General features: G+C 64.5%; 15 protein-coding genes. 4 read left to right on the top strand and 11 right to left on the bottom strand.

All coding sequences use genetic code 11. The features are described 5' to 3' along the window. The first annotated feature begins 117 nt into the window (after positions 1-117). Positions 118-1,755 (top strand): flavin-containing monooxygenase, encoded by a 1,638-nt coding sequence (locus AC3WLX_RS00240; RefSeq protein WP_492334267.1) that lies wholly within the window; start codon positions 118-120, stop codon positions 1,753-1,755. A 49-nt stretch (positions 1,756-1,804) separates the two neighbouring features. Then, positions 1,805-2,998: a methyl acetate hydrolase AcmB gene (gene acmB / locus AC3WLX_RS00235; protein WP_492334266.1), complete on the top strand. Its 1,194-nt coding sequence runs from the start codon at positions 1,805-1,807 to the stop codon at positions 2,996-2,998. Between the two features lie 96 nt (positions 2,999-3,094). Here acmB and AC3WLX_RS00230 read toward each other — a convergent pair whose 3' ends face one another. The 4 genes from AC3WLX_RS00230 to eno all read right to left on the bottom strand — a co-directional run bounded on the left by AC3WLX_RS00230 (position 3,095) and on the right by eno (position 7,402). Further along, positions 3,095-3,646, bottom strand: coding sequence for an NADPH-dependent FMN reductase (locus AC3WLX_RS00230; protein WP_291626471.1), 552 nt, complete (start codon positions 3,644-3,646; stop codon positions 3,095-3,097). Positions 3,647-3,825: 179 nt separating this feature from the next. Continuing rightward, positions 3,826-4,824, bottom strand: coding sequence for an MBL fold metallo-hydrolase (locus AC3WLX_RS00225; RefSeq protein WP_492334265.1), 999 nt, complete (start codon positions 4,822-4,824; stop codon positions 3,826-3,828). A 116-nt stretch (positions 4,825-4,940) separates the two neighbouring features. Continuing rightward, positions 4,941-6,074, bottom strand: coding sequence for a zinc-binding dehydrogenase (locus AC3WLX_RS00220; protein WP_492334264.1), 1,134 nt, complete (start codon positions 6,072-6,074; stop codon positions 4,941-4,943). A gap of 44 nt (positions 6,075-6,118) precedes the next feature. After that, positions 6,119-7,402, bottom strand: a complete 1,284-nt coding sequence (eno, locus tag AC3WLX_RS00215) for a phosphopyruvate hydratase (RefSeq protein ID WP_492334263.1) — start codon at positions 7,400-7,402, stop codon at positions 6,119-6,121. A gap of 126 nt (positions 7,403-7,528) precedes the next feature. On the opposite strand from eno, the gene queF reads away from it, so the two are divergent. Beyond that, positions 7,529-8,017: a preQ(1) synthase gene (gene queF / locus AC3WLX_RS00210; protein WP_492334262.1), complete on the top strand. Its 489-nt coding sequence runs from the start codon at positions 7,529-7,531 to the stop codon at positions 8,015-8,017. Here queF and glsA read toward each other — a convergent pair. The 7 genes from glsA to tpiA form a co-directional block, all read right to left on the bottom strand. Continuing rightward, complete coding sequence (gene glsA / locus AC3WLX_RS00205) at positions 8,014-9,888, bottom strand: glutaminase A (RefSeq protein ID WP_492334261.1); 1,875 nt, start codon at positions 9,886-9,888, stop codon at positions 8,014-8,016. The two genes, queF and glsA, sit on opposite strands and share 4 nt — an antisense overlap. Before the next feature lie 135 nt (positions 9,889-10,023). Beyond that, on the bottom strand, positions 10,024-11,229 hold the full coding sequence (locus tag AC3WLX_RS00200; protein WP_492334260.1) for an MFS transporter: 1,206 nt from the start codon (positions 11,227-11,229) through the stop codon (positions 10,024-10,026). Continuing rightward, positions 11,229-12,077, bottom strand: a complete 849-nt coding sequence (gene kdsA / locus AC3WLX_RS00195) for a 3-deoxy-8-phosphooctulonate synthase (protein ID WP_492334259.1) — start codon at positions 12,075-12,077, stop codon at positions 11,229-11,231. The genes AC3WLX_RS00200 and kdsA overlap by 1 nt, the downstream gene beginning before the upstream one ends. Positions 12,078-12,194: 117 nt before the next feature. Next, positions 12,195-12,521, bottom strand: a complete 327-nt coding sequence (locus AC3WLX_RS00190; RefSeq protein ID WP_225125229.1) for an NIPSNAP family protein — start codon at positions 12,519-12,521, stop codon at positions 12,195-12,197. A gap of 80 nt (positions 12,522-12,601) precedes the next feature. Beyond that, the gene (gene pyrG / locus AC3WLX_RS00185) at positions 12,602-14,233 is read right to left on the bottom strand and encodes a CTP synthase (protein ID WP_492334258.1); all 1,632 of its coding nucleotides are present in this window, start codon (positions 14,231-14,233) and stop codon (positions 12,602-12,604) included. A 166-nt stretch (positions 14,234-14,399) separates the two neighbouring features. After that, positions 14,400-14,780: a preprotein translocase subunit SecG gene (gene secG / locus AC3WLX_RS00180; protein WP_291631509.1), complete on the bottom strand. Its 381-nt coding sequence runs from the start codon at positions 14,778-14,780 to the stop codon at positions 14,400-14,402. Between the two features lie 139 nt (positions 14,781-14,919). Next, the gene (gene tpiA, locus AC3WLX_RS00175; RefSeq protein WP_492334257.1) at positions 14,920-15,675 is read right to left on the bottom strand and encodes a triose-phosphate isomerase; all 756 of its coding nucleotides are present in this window, start codon (positions 15,673-15,675) and stop codon (positions 14,920-14,922) included. A 223-nt stretch (positions 15,676-15,898) separates the two neighbouring features. Between tpiA and AC3WLX_RS00170 the strand changes: the two genes are divergently transcribed. Then, on the top strand, positions 15,899-17,800 hold the full coding sequence (locus AC3WLX_RS00170; RefSeq protein WP_492334256.1) for a SurA N-terminal domain-containing protein: 1,902 nt from the start codon (positions 15,899-15,901) through the stop codon (positions 17,798-17,800). Positions 17,801-17,808: the final 8 nt, after the last annotated feature.

The raw sequence follows: 17,808 nt of genomic DNA, 5'->3' as shown, positions 1-17,808 counted from the left end.
GCCAAATGAGCCATTCCATCGCGCTGCCGGAAGCGAAATGACGCGATGCACCAGCGTCCGATGATCTCGCGGACGGGGACGATCGCGTGCGCCCTGGAAACGTGAGGAGGAACCAATATGGAAACCGCAAGCAAGACCAATGGAAGCAATGCCGCGCGTGCGACGGCCAGGCTCGATGCGCTCGTGGTGGGAGCCGGCGTTGCCGGGCTCTATCAACTCTATCGCTTGCGCGAGCAGGGATTGAGTGTCAGGGCGATCGACGCGGCGTCCAGCGTCGGCGGCACATGGTACTGGAACCGCTATCCCGGCGCGCGCTTCGACTCGGAAGCCTACATCTACCAGTACCTGTTCTCCGAGGAGCTCTACAAGGGATGGAGCTGGAGCGAGAAATTCCCGGGCCAGCCGGAAATCGAGCGTTGGCTCAACTACGTCGCCGACCGTCTCGATCTTCGCAAGGACATCCAGTTCGGCACAACGGTCAAAAGCGCCCATTTCAACGAAGCAACGCAGCGCTGGCTGGTCACGACCGACAAGGGCGATGTGATCGACACCCAGTTCCTGGTCACCTGCTGCGGCATGCTCTCGGCACCCTACGTGTCGTTTCCGGGCCAGGAGACCTTCAAGGGACAGTTATTCCATACGGCGCGCTGGCCAAAGCAGCCGGTCGACCTCGCGGGCAAGCGCGTCGGCGTCATCGGCAACGGGGCGACCGGCATCCAGGTCATCCAGACGATCGCGGGCGATGTCCGCCATCTCAAGGTCTTCGTCCGCACACCGCAATACATCATCCCGATGAAGAATCCCAAATACAGCGCGGCCGACGCACAGGCCTACAAGTCCAAGTTCGAGCACCTCACGCAGCGATTGCCACACACCTTCACGGGTTTCGAATATGACTTCGAGCATGCGTGGGCCGGCCTGTCGCCCGAGAAACGCCGCGAGGTGATCGAGGATTGCTGGAATGACGGCTCGCTGAAGCTGTGGATCTCGTCCTTCTCCGAGCTGTTCTTCGAGGAGGCCGTCAACGCCGAAATCTCCGAATTCGTCCGTGAGAAGATGCGTGAGCGGCTCAAGGACCCGAAGCTGTGCGACCTCCTGATCCCCGCAGACTATGGTTTCGGGACGCACCGCGTGCCGCTCGAGCAGAACTTCCTCGAGACTTTCCATCAGCCCAATGTCGAGATCGTCAGCGTCAGGAACAATCCGATCGAACGCGTGACGCCGACGGGCATCCAGACCGCCGACGGCACGGTCCATGAGCTCGATATCATCATCCTCGCAACCGGTTTCGACGCCGGCACAGGCGCCCTGACGCGCATCGACATCAGAGGACGGGGCGGACGATCGCTCAGAGAGGATTGGGCCAGGGACATCCGCACGACGATGGGCCTGCAGGTTCACGGCTATCCCAACCTGTTCACGACCGCCGTGCCGCTCGCGCCATCGGCTGCGCTGTGCAACATGACGACGTGCCTGCAGCAACAGGTCGAATGGATCGACAACTGCATCAGGTACATGCGGTCCAAGAACCTGAAGGCGATCGAGCCGACCAAGGACGCGGAAGACGGCTGGGTGGCGCATCACGACGAGATCGCCAACGCGACGCTGATCGCAAAGACCAATTCCTGGTACCTGGGCTCGAACGTCGAAGGCAAGCCGCGCCGCGTTCTCTCCTACTGCGGCGGCGTCGGTGCCTATCGCCAGAAATGCGACGAGGTCGCGGCGAGCGGCTACCAGGGCTTCGCCATGAACTGAGCGCGAAACGCGTCGACCAGATAATTCCAATCCACACGGGAGGACGATCATGATCATGAATTTTGGCGCGACGGCGGACGCCGTTCTCGACGGCGTCGTTACCTCGACGCCGCGCGTGCCGGGCGTCGTCGCGATGGTGACGGACCGCCACCGCAACATCTACGAGGGCGCGGCCGGCAAGCGCCGTCTCGATTCCGCAGCCGACATGACGACCGACAGCATCTTCGCCATCTTCTCCACGACGAAGGCAATCACCGGTACGGCGGTCCTGCAACTCGTCGAGGAAGGCAAGCTCGATCTCGACGCGCCTGCGCAGCGCTATGCACCCGAGCTTGGCAAGCTCCAGGTGATCGATGGCTTTGACGACAGGGGCGAGCCGATCCTGCGTCCGCCAAAGCGCGATATCACCACCCGCATGCTGATGACTCACTCCGCAGGGCTGAGCTACGACTTCATCAACCGCACCTACAATCGGTTGGCCGAGGAAAAGGGGCAGCCGAGCGTGATCACCGCGACCAAAGCCTGCCTGATGACCCCGCTCCTGTTCGATCCGGGCGAGCGGTGGGACTATGGAACCAACATCGATTGGTGCGGCCAGATCGTCGAAGCCATCGCGGACCGACGGCTCGGCGACGTCTTCAAGGCGCGCATCTTCGAGCCGCTCGGCATCAAGGACATGACCTTCGAACTGACCGAGCCGATGCGGCAGCGGCTTGCCGGCATCCACGCGCGAGGCGCCGACGGCTCGCTGACACCGATGGATTTCGAACTGCCCGCCAAGCCCGAAGTCCATATGGGCGGGCACGGGCTCTACGGCACCGTCGGCGACTACATGCGCTTCATCCGCATGTGGTTGAATGACGGAATGGGCGAGCACGGCCGCGTGCTGAAGGCCGAAACCGTGCGCATGGCCGAGAAGAACCATCTCGGCGACAAGAAGGTGACACCGATCACCGGCGTCATTCCCGCGCTATGCAACGACGCGGAGTTCTTCCCGGGCCAGTCCAAGTCGTGGGGACTGACCTTCATGATCAACGACGAGGAAGCCCCGACAGGACGTCCCGCCGGCGCGCTTGGCTGGGCCGGCCTTGCCAACCTGTTCTACTGGATCGACCGGCAGAACGGGTTCGGCGGGTTCTGGGCCACCCAGATTCTCCCGTTCGGTGATGCAACGTCGTTCATCGGTTACATGAAATTCGAGACGGCCTTCTACCAAAGCCTGCGGCAGCGCATGGCAAGCTAGCCTCCGCTTCCGGGCTCGAATCGGACAGGCCGATCATTGATCGGCCTTGTCCTTTGGGGATGCAGACCTGCTGTATGGCCGCAGGGTCGTTCGAACTCAGCCCTGATTCTTCGCCACGTGCGCGGCGAACGCATCGATGTACTGCTGCAGCACCGTCTTGAGGGCGTCCTTGGTCAGGTTGCCGGCCGCGTCGAAGGCATCGCCGACGCCGTTGAGATAGATTTCCGGCTGCTGGAGGATCGGTCCGGAAATGCCCGGCAGGATGGTCTGCAGGTGCTTGGCCGCGCTGACGCCGCCGAGCGGGCCCGGCGAGTTGGAGACGATGCCGACCGGCTTGCCGAGGAACGAGCTCTTGCCGTAGGGGCGCGAGGCAACGTCGATGGCGTTCTTGAGGACGCCGGGGATCGAGCGATTGTACTCGGGCGTCACGAACAGCACCCCGTTCGACTTCTGCAGCTTCTCGCGGAAGGCGAGCCAGTCCGCGGGCGGCGCGCCCTCGAGGTCCTGGTTGAAGAACGAGATGCCCGCCGGCGTGATCACCTCGAGCTGGAGCGAGCCGGGCGCGAGCTTGGCCAGCGCGTTGGCGATCTTCAGCGAAAAGCTTTCCTTGCGCAGGCTGCCGGCGATCGCGACGATGTTGTAGGCCATGGGCTGTCCTTAAATCTCGAGGGGGAGTGCCTGACGGCACTTAAGCGATCCGGACCATTCGATGCAAGTGCATGAACCGGCTCGATTTGGAAACGTAGCGTTTCACGAAAGCAGATGGTCGCCCAAGACAATCGGGCCGCCAACCAGCGGCCCGACCTTCGCGCACTGCCTCATCCAGATCAGATGGTTGGGTTCCACGCCGACGGGATCAGGCGATATTTGGCGCCGTCCTTCGCGACATGGCCGACCGCTGGGAAGATGAAGTGGAAGCCGACCACGGTCGCCTTTTCCGCTGCCGCCATGTCGTAGAACTTGTGGCGCGTCGCTTGCGCGGTGGCCGCGTCCATGTCGAACATCACGTGCCAGTCGGGGTTGCGCAGGAAGAATTCCGGGATGTTGGTGACGTCGGACTGGATCAGCACCTTGGCATCGCCGGATGCAACCGCGAACGAGGTATGGCCGGGCGTATGGCCGGGCGTGGCAATCGAGGTGATGCCGGGCACGACCTCCTTGCCCCACTCGTATTTCGTCACCTTGGACTCCAGCCCGGCGAAAATTTTCTTCACGTTGGCGAAGGCGGCTTTCAGCCCCTGATTGGACTCGGCCTTGGCGGCGTTGTCCTCGCTGGTCCAGAACTCCCACTCCTTGCCCGGCACCATGACCTCCGCGTTCGGGAAGGCCAGCGCGCCGTCGGCAAGCCGAACGCCGTTGATGTGGTCGCCGTGAAAATGCGACAGCAGTACGACGTCGATGTTCTTGGGGTCGACGCCGGCCGCCTGAAGGTTCTGCATGGTGCGGCCGACCGCGCCCTTGCTCGCATCGAGATTCGCAACACCGTTGCCGGTATCGATCAGCACCAGCTTGGAACCGGTATTGATGAGCTGCGGATTGAACGGCACCGTGACCATCCCCTTCGGCATGTAGGCCGCCTCACCCGCCGCCAGCGCCTCTTCCTTCGGAATGTTGGCGACGAACTTCTCCGGCATCGGGAAAGTGCGCGCGCCGTCGTTGATCGAGGTGCATTCGAAGCTGCCGACCTTGTAGCGGTAGAAGCCCGGCGCCTGCGTCCCCGCTTGCGGCGTTGCGGCGTTGGCAACGGTCGGGCGAAGCCCGGTAACGGCGGCCGCGCCCATGGCGGCGGCGCCTGCGAGCAGGTGACGGCGATTGAGATTGGTCATGGAGGTCCTCTTCTGAGCCCTTGCGGTTTTCCGCTTTGCAAACAGCGGCGGAATAATCCGCCGCTGGGCTCAGAAGGCAAGACCTTCCTGCGGTGTCCTGCCGTCGCAGATCAGGTTTATTTATTCGGGTTGATCAGGAATTTTTCACCGGTGGCGCGTTTGGCGTACACCGCCATGTTGGCGGGATCGAGCGCCTCGGCGAGCGAGACGACCCTGGTGTAGTGGCTGGCGAAGGTGGTCTTCAGCTCCGACGCCACGCGCTGGCGCAGGCGGCCGATCTCGGCCGGGCCGATCTTCTGGAGGAACGGCGTCAGCAGCCAGCCGCCGACGCCCCAGCTGAGGCCGAACGAGCGGTTCAATTCGGTCGGACGATTGTCCAGGCTGCCGTAGATGTAGACCTGCTTGTACACGTTGGAGCCGTAGCGGCTGTATTCCTTCGCGGTCTTGTTGGCCGCGATTTCCATGGCCGTGAGGATCTGGCTCGCCAGCTTGCCGCCGCCGATCGCGTCGAAGGCGATGGTGGCGCCGGTCTCGACCAGCGCGTTGGTGAGGTCGTCCATGAAGCTCGGCGCAGTCGAATCCACCACGTACTTGGCGCCGATCTTGTGCAGGATGTCGGCCTGCTCCTTGTTTCTGACGATGTTGACGAGGGGAATGCCGTCCTTGATGCAGATCTTGTTGAGCATCTGGCCGAGATTGGACGCGGCCGCGGTGTGCACCAGCGCCTTGTGGTTCTCGCGGCGCATCGTCTCGGTCATGCCGAGCGCGGTCAGCGGATTGACGAACCAGGACGCGCCATCGGCAGCGGTGGTGCCGGGCGGCAGTTCCATGACGTCGCGGACCTTGAGCACGCGGTACTGCGAATACATGGCGCCACCGATCATGGACACGGTCTTGCCCATCAACGCCTTTGCCGCGTCCGACGAGCCGGTCGCGATCACCGTGCCGGCGCCCTCGTTGCCGACCGGCAGCGACTGATCGAGCCGGGCGCCCATCATCCGCACCGCAGCTTCCGGCATCGTCGCCGTGATGACCGGCATTTCCTTGGTGCCGGAGGCCTTGGCGGCCGACATGTCGGCCGGCCCGATCAGGAGCCCGAGGTCGGAGGGGTTGATCGGTGTCGCCTCGACGCGGACCACGACCTCGTCGTCGGCGGGCTCGGGAGTCGGGATATCGACGAGAGACAATTCGAGTTCGCCGCTCTTCTTCAACAGCGAACGCAGTTGCAGTCCGGTCTTGCCGTCGCTCATGTCGATCCTCCCCTGTCCGTCTTTTCGCGGCTCGAGCCGCCGGCTTATGCCAACGCCTTCAATGCCGCCTTGCCGCCGTACAGCGCCTGCTTGCCGAGCTGCTGCTCGATGCGCAGGAGCTGGTTGTATTTGGCGGTGCGATCTGAACGTGCAAGGGAGCCGGTCTTGATCTGGCCGCAATTGGTGGCGACCGCGAGGTCGGCGATGGTGGAATCCTCGGTCTCGCCGGAGCGGTGCGACATCACAGAGGTGTAGCCGGCCTTGTGCGCCATCTCGACGGCCGCCAGAGTCTCGGTCAGCGTGCCGATCTGGTTGACCTTGATCAGGATCGAGTTGGCGCGGCCGGTCTTGATGCCGTCGGCGAGGCGCTTGACGTTGGTGACGAAGAGGTCGTCGCCGACCAGCTGGCACTTCTTGCCGATGAGATCGGTGAGCTCCTTCCAGCCGTCCATGTCGTCTTCCGACATGCCGTCCTCGATGGTCACGATCGGATACCTGCCGACGAGATCTGCAAGGTACTTGGCCTGCTCTGAGATCGAGCGGGTCTTGCCCTCGCCTTCATAGACGTATTTACCGTCCTTGAAGAACTCGGTCGAGGCGCAGTCGAGGCCGAGCACGATGTCGGTGCCCGCCTTGAAGCCGGCCTTGCCGATCGCGTTCATGACGAAGTCGAGCGCGGCGTCGGCCGACGGCAGGTTCGGGGCGAAGCCGCCCTCGTCGCCGACATTGGTGTTGTGGCCGGCCTTCTTCAGTTCCGACTTCAGCGTGTGGAACACCTCCGCCCCATAGCGCAGGCCTTCGGCGAAAGAGGATGCGCCGACCGGCAGGATCATGAACTCCTGGAAGTCGATCGGGTTGTCGGCGTGCACGCCGCCATTGATGATGTTCATCATCGGCACCGGCAGGAGCCGCGCCGAGGTGCCGCCGACATAGCGGTAGAGCGGCATGTCGAGCGAGTTCGCGGCGGCCTTGGCGCAGGCCAGCGAGACGCCGAGGATGGCGTTGGCCCCGAGTCGGCTCTTGTTCGGCGTGCCGTCGAGGTCGATCATGATCTGGTCGATCTGCACCTGCTGCTCGGCATCGAGGCCGCTGAGCGCCTCGAAGATCTCGCCGTTGACGGCGCCGACCGCCTTGGTGACGCCTTTGCCGAGATAGCGGGCTTTGTCGCCGTCGCGCAGTTCCACCGCCTCATGGGCGCCGGTGGAGGCGCCCGACGGCACCGCGGCGCGGCCGAGCGCACCGTCCTCCAGCACGACATCGACCTCGACGGTGGGATTGCCCCGGCTGTCGAGGATTTCGCGTCCGATGATGTCGATGATGGCGGTCATGAGGGCCTCTTTTCCGGGAACGAAGGGGGCAGTTGGCGGTGCTTCTACCGCAATGCGTCGAAGCGGAAAAGGCCGGGTGACGGCCGGGCGATGATTGGCTAAGAGGGCCGCCACGGAGGCGGCCTCATGTCGAAAAAACCCGGTAAATCGAACAACTCCCCTGCCAACCCGGCGTCCTTGCAGCTCGGCCGCGCCGTGGAATGGCCGGATGCGCCAGAGAAGGCCAGGCTCGACCGCGTGCCCAATCCGCAAAACGGGACCGATTACCTGGTGCGTTTCACCGTGCCGGAATTCACCTCGCTCTGCCCGGTCACCGGCCAGCCGGATTTCGCCCATCTGATGATCGACTACGCTCCGGGTGCGTGGCTGCTGGAATCGAAATCGCTCAAGCTCTATATCGCCAGCTTCCGCAACCACGGCGCCTTCCACGAGGACTGCACCGTGATGATCGGCAAGCGCATCGCTTCCGAGATCAAGCCGAAATGGCTGCGCATCGGCGGCTATTGGTATCCGCGCGGCGGCATTCCGATCGACGTGTTCTGGCAGACCGGCCGCGTGCCGAAGGGCGTGTGGGTGCCGGAGCAAGGCGTCGCGCCGTATCGCGGACGGGGCTAATAGGCACTCAGCAGATCCACCTTTGCATTCGCCGCGACCAGCCGCCGCGTCAGGATGGCGGCCAGGTTGCGCATGATCTTCAGCGCCGTTTGCGGGTGCAGGCGGCGGTAATCCGCGAAGCTGTCCAACGGCAGTTCGAGGCAGGTGACGGGCGTGTCTGCAACGACGTCGGCACTGCGGCTCCGCTCCAGGATCGCCATCTCGCCGAACTCCATGCCGGGGCCGAGAGAAGCGAGCCGAACGCCGCTCGGCAGCTTCACGCTGACCATCCCGCTCTGGAGAAAGAACAGCGAATTGGCGGGCTCGCCGCTCGAGATGATGCGCTGGCCGGCCGCGTAATGCCGGGTGCTCGACAGCTCGACGATCGCAGCGATCTCCTCCGCGTCGAGATCGGCAAGCAACGCCTGCTCGCTCAGACGCGCGCTCTCCTTCACGTCGGTGAAGCCGCCGAAGCGGTAGATCACCTGGTCCTCGGCCCATTCGATGGCATCGTCGAGCAGCGCGAAGCGGCGCAGCCGGCGCGGCTCGGCGGTGCGCGCGGAGATCGCGCTCCACACCGGGGAGGTGCCCTCGAATCCGGAAAGAATGGTGGTGACGCCGGCATTGCCGAGCGCGGTCAGAGTATCGCCGAGCAGCTCGGCACCGGCCGCGGTAATGTCGGGGACACGGCGGAAGTCGATGATCAGAAGCGGCGCGCTCGGCGGCTCGCTGCTCAGCCGCCTGGTGACGTAGTCGATGGTGCCGAAATTCATCGCGCCGACCAGCTCGAGCACACGGATGTCGCTGTGGCGCTCGTCGAGGATCTGCTGCTCGTGCGGCTGACGGCTGCGGCGCGATGAAATGCCGTAGATGTCGTAATCCGCCATGATGCTGGTGCGGACATCGGCGTTGCGGTTGAGCATGTGCAGGTCGAACCGCGCCGAGAGCGCCTCGCAGACCTTCAGGCCGCGCACGCTGTTGAAATGGTTGTCGAGCAGCGGCGAGAAGGTACCGAGGCCGAGCTGCGAGGGCAGCGCCGCGACGATGCCGCCGCCGACGCCGCTCTTGGCGGGAATGCCGACGCGATAGGTCCACTCGCCGGCATAGTCGTACATGCCCGAGCTCGTCATCACCGACAGCGTGCGCGCGACGATGTTGGGCGTGATCACCTGCACGCCCGTCACCGGATTGATGCCGCGATTGGCGAGCGTTGCCGCCATCACCGCGAGGTCGCGCGCGGTGACCAGGATCGCGCATTGACGGAAATAGACGTCGAGCACGGCATCGACGTCATCAGGCAGCACCGCGTAATTCCGCAGCAGCCAGGCGATGGCCCGGTTGCGATTGCCGGTCGCCGTCTCCGAGGCATGAACGGCCTCGTCCACCCCAAGCTCGCGGCCGGCGAACTGGCTGAGCTTGGCGCGGACGCACTCGAAGGCGCCCTTCCCGTCCACCTCGTAGATCAGTCCCGAGCAGGCGATCGCACCGGCATTGACCATCGGGTTGAACGGACGGTTGTCATTTGTGAGCCGGATCGAGTTGAAGGCTTCCCCGCTGGGCTCGACGCCGATGGTGGCCGCAACGCGCGCCTCGCCCACCATCTCCAGCGCCAATGCGAAGACGAACGCCTTCGACACCGACTGGATCGTGAACGGCACGTTGCTGTCCCCGACCTCGTAGACATGCCCGTCGATTGTCACGAGCGCGATGCCGAAATGGTCGGGGTTGGCACGCTTCAGTTCGGGAATATAGTCGGCGAGCTCGCCGGAATGATCGACCCTGAACTCGTCGTGGCAATCGGTGAGAAAGCGCCGCAGCGGCGGCCGGGTCGGATACCCGGTAGATCGGGCCGCCCCTGCTGTTTCGGGCAAACGGTCGGGCTGGGCGTCCACGGTTCTCGCACCTCGATTTGCTCAGAATCGAAGCAATTCGTGTGCCATGTATACGGGGCGGACGGTCGTGGTGGGGAGCGATCCGCGCCCAAGTGACTTCATGGACGTCATCCTATGGACGTCTCCTCGCGAACGTCAGCGCGCATCCGCCGGTGCCCGCTGCTTGAGCAGCCGGGCGCAGACGAAGCCCAGCACCACCATGATCGCAGCGCTCGCGAACAGGGTCGGCATCTTGCCGGCGTGATGCAGTCCGAAGCCGTAGGCGAGCGGTCCCACGGTCTGGCCCATGAAGAAGAAGAACGAATGCAGCGACAGCGCGGTGGCGCGCGCCTCGACCGAGAGCTCGCTGGCGAAGACCTGGAGGCAGCCATGGGCGATGTAGAAGCCCCACCCCATCACGACGAGGTTGAGTGCCTGCACCTCCCAGCGCGGGCCGAAGGCGACGGCAATGAGCTGCGAGGCGACCAGGGTCATTCCTGCGATCATCATGCCCTTGACGCCGAGCCACGGCAGCAGCCGCGACACCGTCAGCGTGTAGAACAGCCCGCCGACCGCAAAGCCGGCGATGACGAGGCCCGCGATCGAGAGCGAGGTCTGGCCGAGTTCGAACAGGAACGAGGCGATGTAGGGAAACAGGCCGAGCACGCAGCAGCCTTCGATGAACACCGCCGAGTAGCAGATATAGGCATTCGGATTGGTGAAGATGGTGCGATAGCCGGCCCTCAGCGCCGACAGGCTCGTCTTCGGCGGATGCTGGACCTTGGCGCCACGAAAGCCGGCCGCGACCGCGATCGACGCCACGATCACGAGCGCCCCGAGCACCGCCAGCACGCCGCGCCAGCCGAGGAAATCGCCGATCAGGCCGGAGGCCGAGGCGCCGAGCAGATTGCCTGTCATCGCCCCGGCAAGCGTGCGGCTGATCGCGACCTGGCGCTTCTCCGGCCCGACGAGATCGCTGGTGAGGCTCAGCGCCACCGGAAAAACGCCGCCCGAGCCGATGCCAGCGAGGATGCGGGTCGCGAACAGCACCGAAAACGAGGTCGAGAATGCGCCGAGGATGTTGGCGAGACCGAGCAGCGCGAGGCAGCCGATCATCAGCCGCGTCTTGCCGAACAGGTCGGCAGCGGCACCGATGATGGGCTGGATGATCGAGAAGGTGAAGGCGAACACCGCGGCAAAGCCCGCGGCTGTGGCGATGCTGACGCCAAAATCCTCGGCGACGTGCGGCAGCACCGGATCGAGCGCGCGTGCCGACAAGGCTGCGGCAAAGCTTGCGCCTGATATGACGTAGAGTGCTGTCGGCAAGCCGTGATCGTGCGGCCGCGCCTCGCCTTCCTGCATCAGCGCGGGTTCTTTGCGAGCGCGTCGAATGCCATCAGCCTGGCGATCAGCCCCTCGAACTCGCGCAGCGGCACCATATTGGGTCCATCCGAGGGCGCGCGGTCCGGATCAGGATGGGTCTCGATGAAGACGCCGGCGACGCCGACCGCCACGGCCGCGCGTGCCAGCACCGGCACGAATTCACGCTCGCCGCCCGAGGAGGTCCCCTTCCCGCCCGGCTGCTGCACCGAATGGGTGGCGTCGAAGATCACGGGCGCGCCGGTGGTGCGCGCCAGGATCGGCAGCGCGCGCATGTCCGAGACCAGCGTGTTGTACCCGAACGATGCCCCGCGCTCGGTGACGAGCACGTTGGCATTGCCGGCGCCGGTGATCTTGGTCACGACATTGGCCATGTCCCACGGCGCCAGGAACTGTCCCTTCTTGACGTTGACGACCTTGCCGGTCGCGGCCGCCGCGAGCAGGAGATCGGTCTGGCGGCACAGGAAGGCGGGGATTTGCAGGACGTCCACGGCCTGCGCCACCTCGGCGCATTGTGCGGCGTCGTGCACGTCGGTCAGGACCGGCAGGCCGAGCGAGGAGCGGATTTCGGCGAAGATCGGCAGCGACTGCGCAAGCCCCAGCCCGCGCTGCGCTGACGCGCTGGTGCGGTTGGCCTTGTCGAACGAGGTCTTGTAGACGAGGCCGATGTTCAGCCGCGCGGCGATCTCCTTCAGCGCGGAGGCCACCTCCAGCGCATGCTGGCGGCTTTCGAGCTGGCAGGGTCCGGCAATGATCGAAATCGGCAGATCATTGCCGAACCGGACCTTGCCGATCGTGACGACCGGCGCCGCTGACGTCGAAGAGCTCAAGGCAAATCCCTCGTTTCGGCGCGACCATAGCCCTGATGAGGGTCGGATCAACCCTCTTCCGCCCGGGTCGTTCGAATATCAGGGTTGCACTGATGTTCCTCGCCGCGACAGGGAGCGCTACTTCACCGCCGAGAAGGCGGTCGGCGTCAGGATCTGGCTGACGATGTTGGCGACGATCTGGCCGTCGGCCTCGCTCTCGGCGCGCGCTTTCATCCAGTCCGGATCGGTCATGAACGCGCCCCACTTCTTCTCGCGCTCGGCGAGCGAGTCCCAGGCCAGGAAATAGGTCAGCTCCTGATTGGATTCGCCGATCAGCGTGGTGAAGAAGCCGGCCTGCTTGATGCCGTGCTTCTCCCAGATCTTCAGCGTGGCGGTCTCGAAACGCTTCAACAGCGCCGGCAGACGGCCGGGCACGCAGCGATAGACGCGCATTTCGTAGATCATTGCAGTTCACTCCCTGCGTTGTTGCTCTTGCGGCGGGAGTTGTCGCAACAAATCACACGATCGTCAAAGGCGAAGAAGCGCTACACCAGCCGGCTCTGCACCATCGCCGCCTGAATGAACGAGGCGAACAGCGGATGCGGCTCGAACGGCCGCGACTTCAGCTCGGGGTGAAACTGCACGCCGATGAACCAGGGGTGATCCTCGTACTCGACGATTTCAGGCAGCACGCCGTCGGGCGAGAGCCCGGAGAATTTCAGGCCGTGCTGCTCGAGCCGGTCCTTGTAGGCGGTGTTGACCTCGTAGCGGTGGCGGTGGCGCTCGGAAATCTCGGTCGCGCCGCCATAGACCTGCGAGACGCGGCTGCCGCGGTTGAGCGCCGCCGGATAGGCGCCCAGCCGCATCGTGCCGCCGAGGTCACCGGCTTGCGTGCGCTTCTCAAGTTCGTTGCCGCGCAGCCATTCCGTCATCAGGCCGACCAGCGGCTCCTTGGTCGGACCGAACTCGGTCGAATTGGCGTCCTCGATGCCGACCAGGTTACGCGCAGCCTCGATCACCGCCATCTGCATGCCGAAGCAGATGCCGAAATACGGCACGTCGCGCTCGCGCGCGAATTGCGCCGCCTTGATCTTGCCCTCCGCCCCGCGCTGGCCGAAGCCGCCGGGCACCAGGATGCCGTTGACGTGTTCGAGGAACGGCGCCGGATCCTCTTTCTCGAAGATTTCGCTCTCGATCCAGTCGAGATTGACCTTCACCTTGTTGGCGATGCCGCCATGCGAGAGCGCCTCGATCAGCGACTTATACGCATCCTTCATGCCGGTATATTTTCCGACGATGGCGATGGTGACGTGGCCCTCGGGGTTGCGGATGCGCTCGTTGATCTGTTGCCAGCTGCGCAGCTCCGGCGGAATCCGCGAGCCGATGCCGAAGGCGGCGAGCACCTCGTCGTCGAGGCCCGCATTGTGATAGGCCTCCGGCACCGCATAGATGTTGTCGACGTCGCGCGCCTCGATCACGGCGCTTTCGCGCACGTTGCAGAACAGCCCGAGCTTGCGCCGCTCCTCCTTCGGGATCTCGCGGTCGGTGCGGCAGAGCAGGATGTCCGGCTGGATGCCGATCGAGCGCAGCTCCTTCACCGAGTGCTGCGTCGGCTTCGTCTTCAATTCGCCGGCGCTCGGAATGTAGGGCAGCAGCGTCAGATGGATGTAGACGGCGTGGTCGCGCGGCAGCTCGTTCTTGAGCTGGCGGATCGCCTCGAAGAACGGCAGGCCCTCGATGTCGCCGACGGTGCCGCCGATCTCGACCAGCACGAAATCGTAATCGTCATTGCCGTCGAGGACGAATTCCTTGATGGCGTTGGTGACGTGCGGAACCACCTGGATGGTCGCGCCGAGATAATCGCCGCGACGCTCCTTGGAGATGATGTCCTGGTAGATGCGGCCCGTGGTGATGTTGTCGGCCTTGGTCGCGGGACGGCCGGTGAAGCGCTCGTAATGACCGAGATCGAGATCGGTCTCCGCTCCGTCATCGGTCACGAACACTTCGCCGTGCTGATACGGCGACATCGTTCCGGGATCGAGGTTGAGATAGGGGTCGAGCTTGCGGAGGCGGACCTTGTAGCCCCGGGCCTGCAACAGGGCACCCAGTGCCGCCGAAGCCAGACCCTTGCCGAGCGAAGAAACCACGCCGCCGGTGATGAATATATACCGCGCCATGGGACTTAACCTCTAATCCCCTAAATACGATTCGCCAAAGCGATTCGTATTCCGCCCCAAAGATTTTGCGGGCCTGTGGGTGAGCCAAAACGAAGAGTGATGACAGTGCCTTGATGGGGATTGTTGATGCAGGATGGTAGCAGCCGTCCTGCATGGCCCCCCTGCTTTATTGCGAGCGCGGCACCTGCGGACCCGCCGGCGCCTGGTTCTGCTGCTCGTCGACTTTCTTCAGCGAATCCAGGATGCCGCCCGAAGTCGGCGGGGCGATCGGCGATCCGCCGGACGGCTGGGTCTGCGACGGCTGGCCGATGATCGACGACGGCTTGCGGTCGTATCCGGCGTACCAGGAGAGAAACAGGCTGGTGAGGAAGAAGCCGACGGCCAGGATCGCGGTAGTCCGAGTCAGAAGGTTCGCAGTGCCGCGGCTCGACATGAAGCCCGCGCCTCCGCCCATGCCGAGGCCGCCGCCTTCCGACTTCTGGAGCAGGACGGCCCCGATCATGACGGTAACGATCATGAGGTGGATGACGATGACAACGGTCTGCATAATATCCTTCCGTCACAAGCGGGCGGCGCCTGACGGCGGCCGATCGCGCTTCGCGGGTTTTCCTGAAGTTGCGCGGTGTTACACGATCGGAAGGGGTATTGCCACCCCCGATCGGGTCGGGATCAAAGCTTTGGGTTAGCTAGGGGCAGCCTTTGGCGATCGCAAGGAAGTCGGCCGCCTTCAGGCTGGCGCCGCCGACCAGCGCGCCGTTGACGTGCTTCACGGCCATCAGCTCCGCCGCGTTCGAGGGCTTGACCGACCCGCCATAGAGAATGCGCATCCTGGCCCCCTCGGCTTTGAACCGGGAGATCAGGAGTTCCCGGATAAAGCCATGAAGTTGCTCGACATCCCCGGCCGTAGGTGTCAGCCCGGTGCCGATCGCCCAGACCGGCTCATAGGCCACGACCAGATTGGCCGCGGTCGAGCCATCGGGCAGCGAACCATCGAGCTGGCCACGCAGGATATCCCGCGTCTGGCCGGCGTCGCGCTGGGCCTGCGTCTCGCCGATGCAGACGATCGCGGTCCCCCCGGCGCGCCAGGCGGCTTCGGCCTTCTGTCTCACGAGAGCGTCGCTCTCGCCATGATCGGCGCGGCGCTCGGAATGGCCGACGATGATGGCGGTCGCGCCGGCATCCACCAGCATTTCGGCGGAGACATCGCCGGTATGGGCGCCGGAGGCCTTCGGATGGCAGTCCTGGGCACCGACCGCGACCCTTTTGCCGCGCGCCTTCTCGGCGAACGCGGCAATCAGGGTCGCGGGCGGGCAGACCAGCAGGTCAGCCCTGCCAGCCACGTCTGCCGCACCGTTGAGCATGGCGTCGAATTCGGCAGCCTGGGCCTTCAGGCCGTTCATCTTCCAATTGCCGGCGATCAGCGGTCGGATGGCATCGGTCATGTCGTTGTCCAGCAAGATGAGGTTTGGGCATGCGCTAGCAGAGGACCTGCTGCAGTTCCAGACACCAGAGGCGTTTAACCGCAGCTTCGAAGCGCCGCCCGAGGCGAGGTTGCGGGGGGAAAGCCGCCACTTTATGATGAAGGATCAATTTGGTGACGCGCTTTTGCGGAAACTGCATTAAGACGCGCTCCGTTCCCCTCCTTTACCAAACAAGTTGGACCAAATGCTTCGAGGAATACGCAAGGCCTCATCAAACTGGCTCGGCAAGACCATTATGGCCGTGGTGATGGGCGTGTTGATCATCAGTTTCGGCATTTGGGGCATCGCCGACATCTTCAAGGGTTTTGGGCAGTCCACGGTCGCCAAGATTGGCAGCACGGAGATCTCGCTGAACGAGTTCCGCCAGATCTACACCGACCGCCTGCAGCAGATCAGCCGCCAGGTCGGCCGGCCGCTGACGCCCGATCAGGCGCGCGCTTTCGGCCTCGACCGCCAGGTCCTGCAGCAGACCATCGCGGAAGCCGCTCTCGACGAAGAGGCGCGCCGGCTCAGGCTTGGCCAGTCCGACGAGCAGATCCGGCAGTTCATCATGAACGACCCGAATTTCCGGGGCGTCGACGGCAAGTTCGATGCGAACCGCTTCCAGGCGGTGATCCGGAATTTCGGCTACACCGAGCAGCGCTACGTCGCGGAGCAGCGCAAGGTATCGCTGCGCCGGCAGATCACCGGCACGATCGGTGCCGGCATCGAGCCGCCGAAGACCATGATCGACGTGCTAACGCGCTACCAGAACGAACAACGCTCCATCGAGTTCGCCAGGCTCGACGCCGCGCAGGCCGGCACCATCGAGGCGCCCTCTCCCGAAGCCCTCGCCGCTTACTTCGAGGATAACAAGGTCCAGTTCCGCGCGCCCGAATACCGCAAGATTTCCTTCGTCGTGGTCTCGCCGGAGGACATCGGCAAATGGACCGATGTCTCGGACGAGGACGCCAGGAAGGTGTTCGAGCAGCGCAAGGACCGGCTTGGCACGCCGGAGAAGCGACAGATCCAGCAGATCGTGTTTCCGAACGTCGCCGAAGCGCAAGCCGCACGCGAGCGCCTCGTAGGCGGGATGTCGTTCGAGGATCTCGGCAAGGAGCGCGGGCTGAGCGCCTCCGACGTCGACCTCGGGCTCGTGACCAAGTCTTCGCTCACCCCTGCCGTCGGCGACGCCGCCTTCGCGCTTCCTGCCGGCGAGATCAGCCAACCGATCCAGAGCGGGCTCGGCGTCGCGATCGTCAGGGTCGACAAGATCGAGCCGGGCGTCGAGGCCGACTACGCCAAGCTGGCCGGCGACATCAAGCGCGAGATCGCGACTGAGCGGGCGCGCATCAAGGTCGCCGAGCTCCGCGACAAGATGGAGGACGAACGCGGGGGCGGCTCCAGCGTGATCGACGCGGCGCAGAAGCTCGGCCTCACCGCCGTGACCATCGAGGCCGTCGACCGCTCCGGCCGCGCCCCGAACGGCCAGCCGGTCGCCAACATCCCGCAGGGCCTCGATGTGGTGTCGCAGGCCTTCAATACCGATGTCGGCGTCGACAACGACTCGATCTCGTTCAAGGACGGCTATGTCTGGTACGACGTACTCGGCATCACGCCCTCGCGCGACCGCAATCTCGACGAGGTCCGCGACCAGGTCGCGGCGCGCTGGCGCCAGGATCAGATCGCGTCCAAGCTGAAGGCCAAGGCGACGGAAATGGTGCAGAAGCTCGAAGCGGGCGGCAAGCTCGCGGACGAAGCCGCCGCTGTTGGCGCCAAGGTCGAGACGGCCACCGGCTTCAAGCGCGACGATTCGCCCGCCGGCGTGCCCGGCACCGTCGTCGCGGCCGCCTTCCGCACCGCCAAGGACGGCGTCGGACAGACCGCCGTGAGCGGCGGCAGCGAGGTGATCGTTTTCCGCGTCACCGACATCGTCGATCCCGCGGTCGACGTTGCCTCCGACGCGGTCAAGAAGCTGAAGGAGACGCTCGACCGGGCCCAGACCGAGGAGCAGCTCGCCTCTTACGTCAACAAGCTCGAAGCCGACATCGGGACCACCATTAATCAGGCCGCCTTCGCGCAAGTGACCGGCGCGAACCAGCAGTAAGTCGAAAG

The organism is Bradyrhizobium sp. FW305-F6, assembly GCF_058782905.1.
This window is presented reverse-complemented; position numbering and strand designations above follow the sequence as displayed.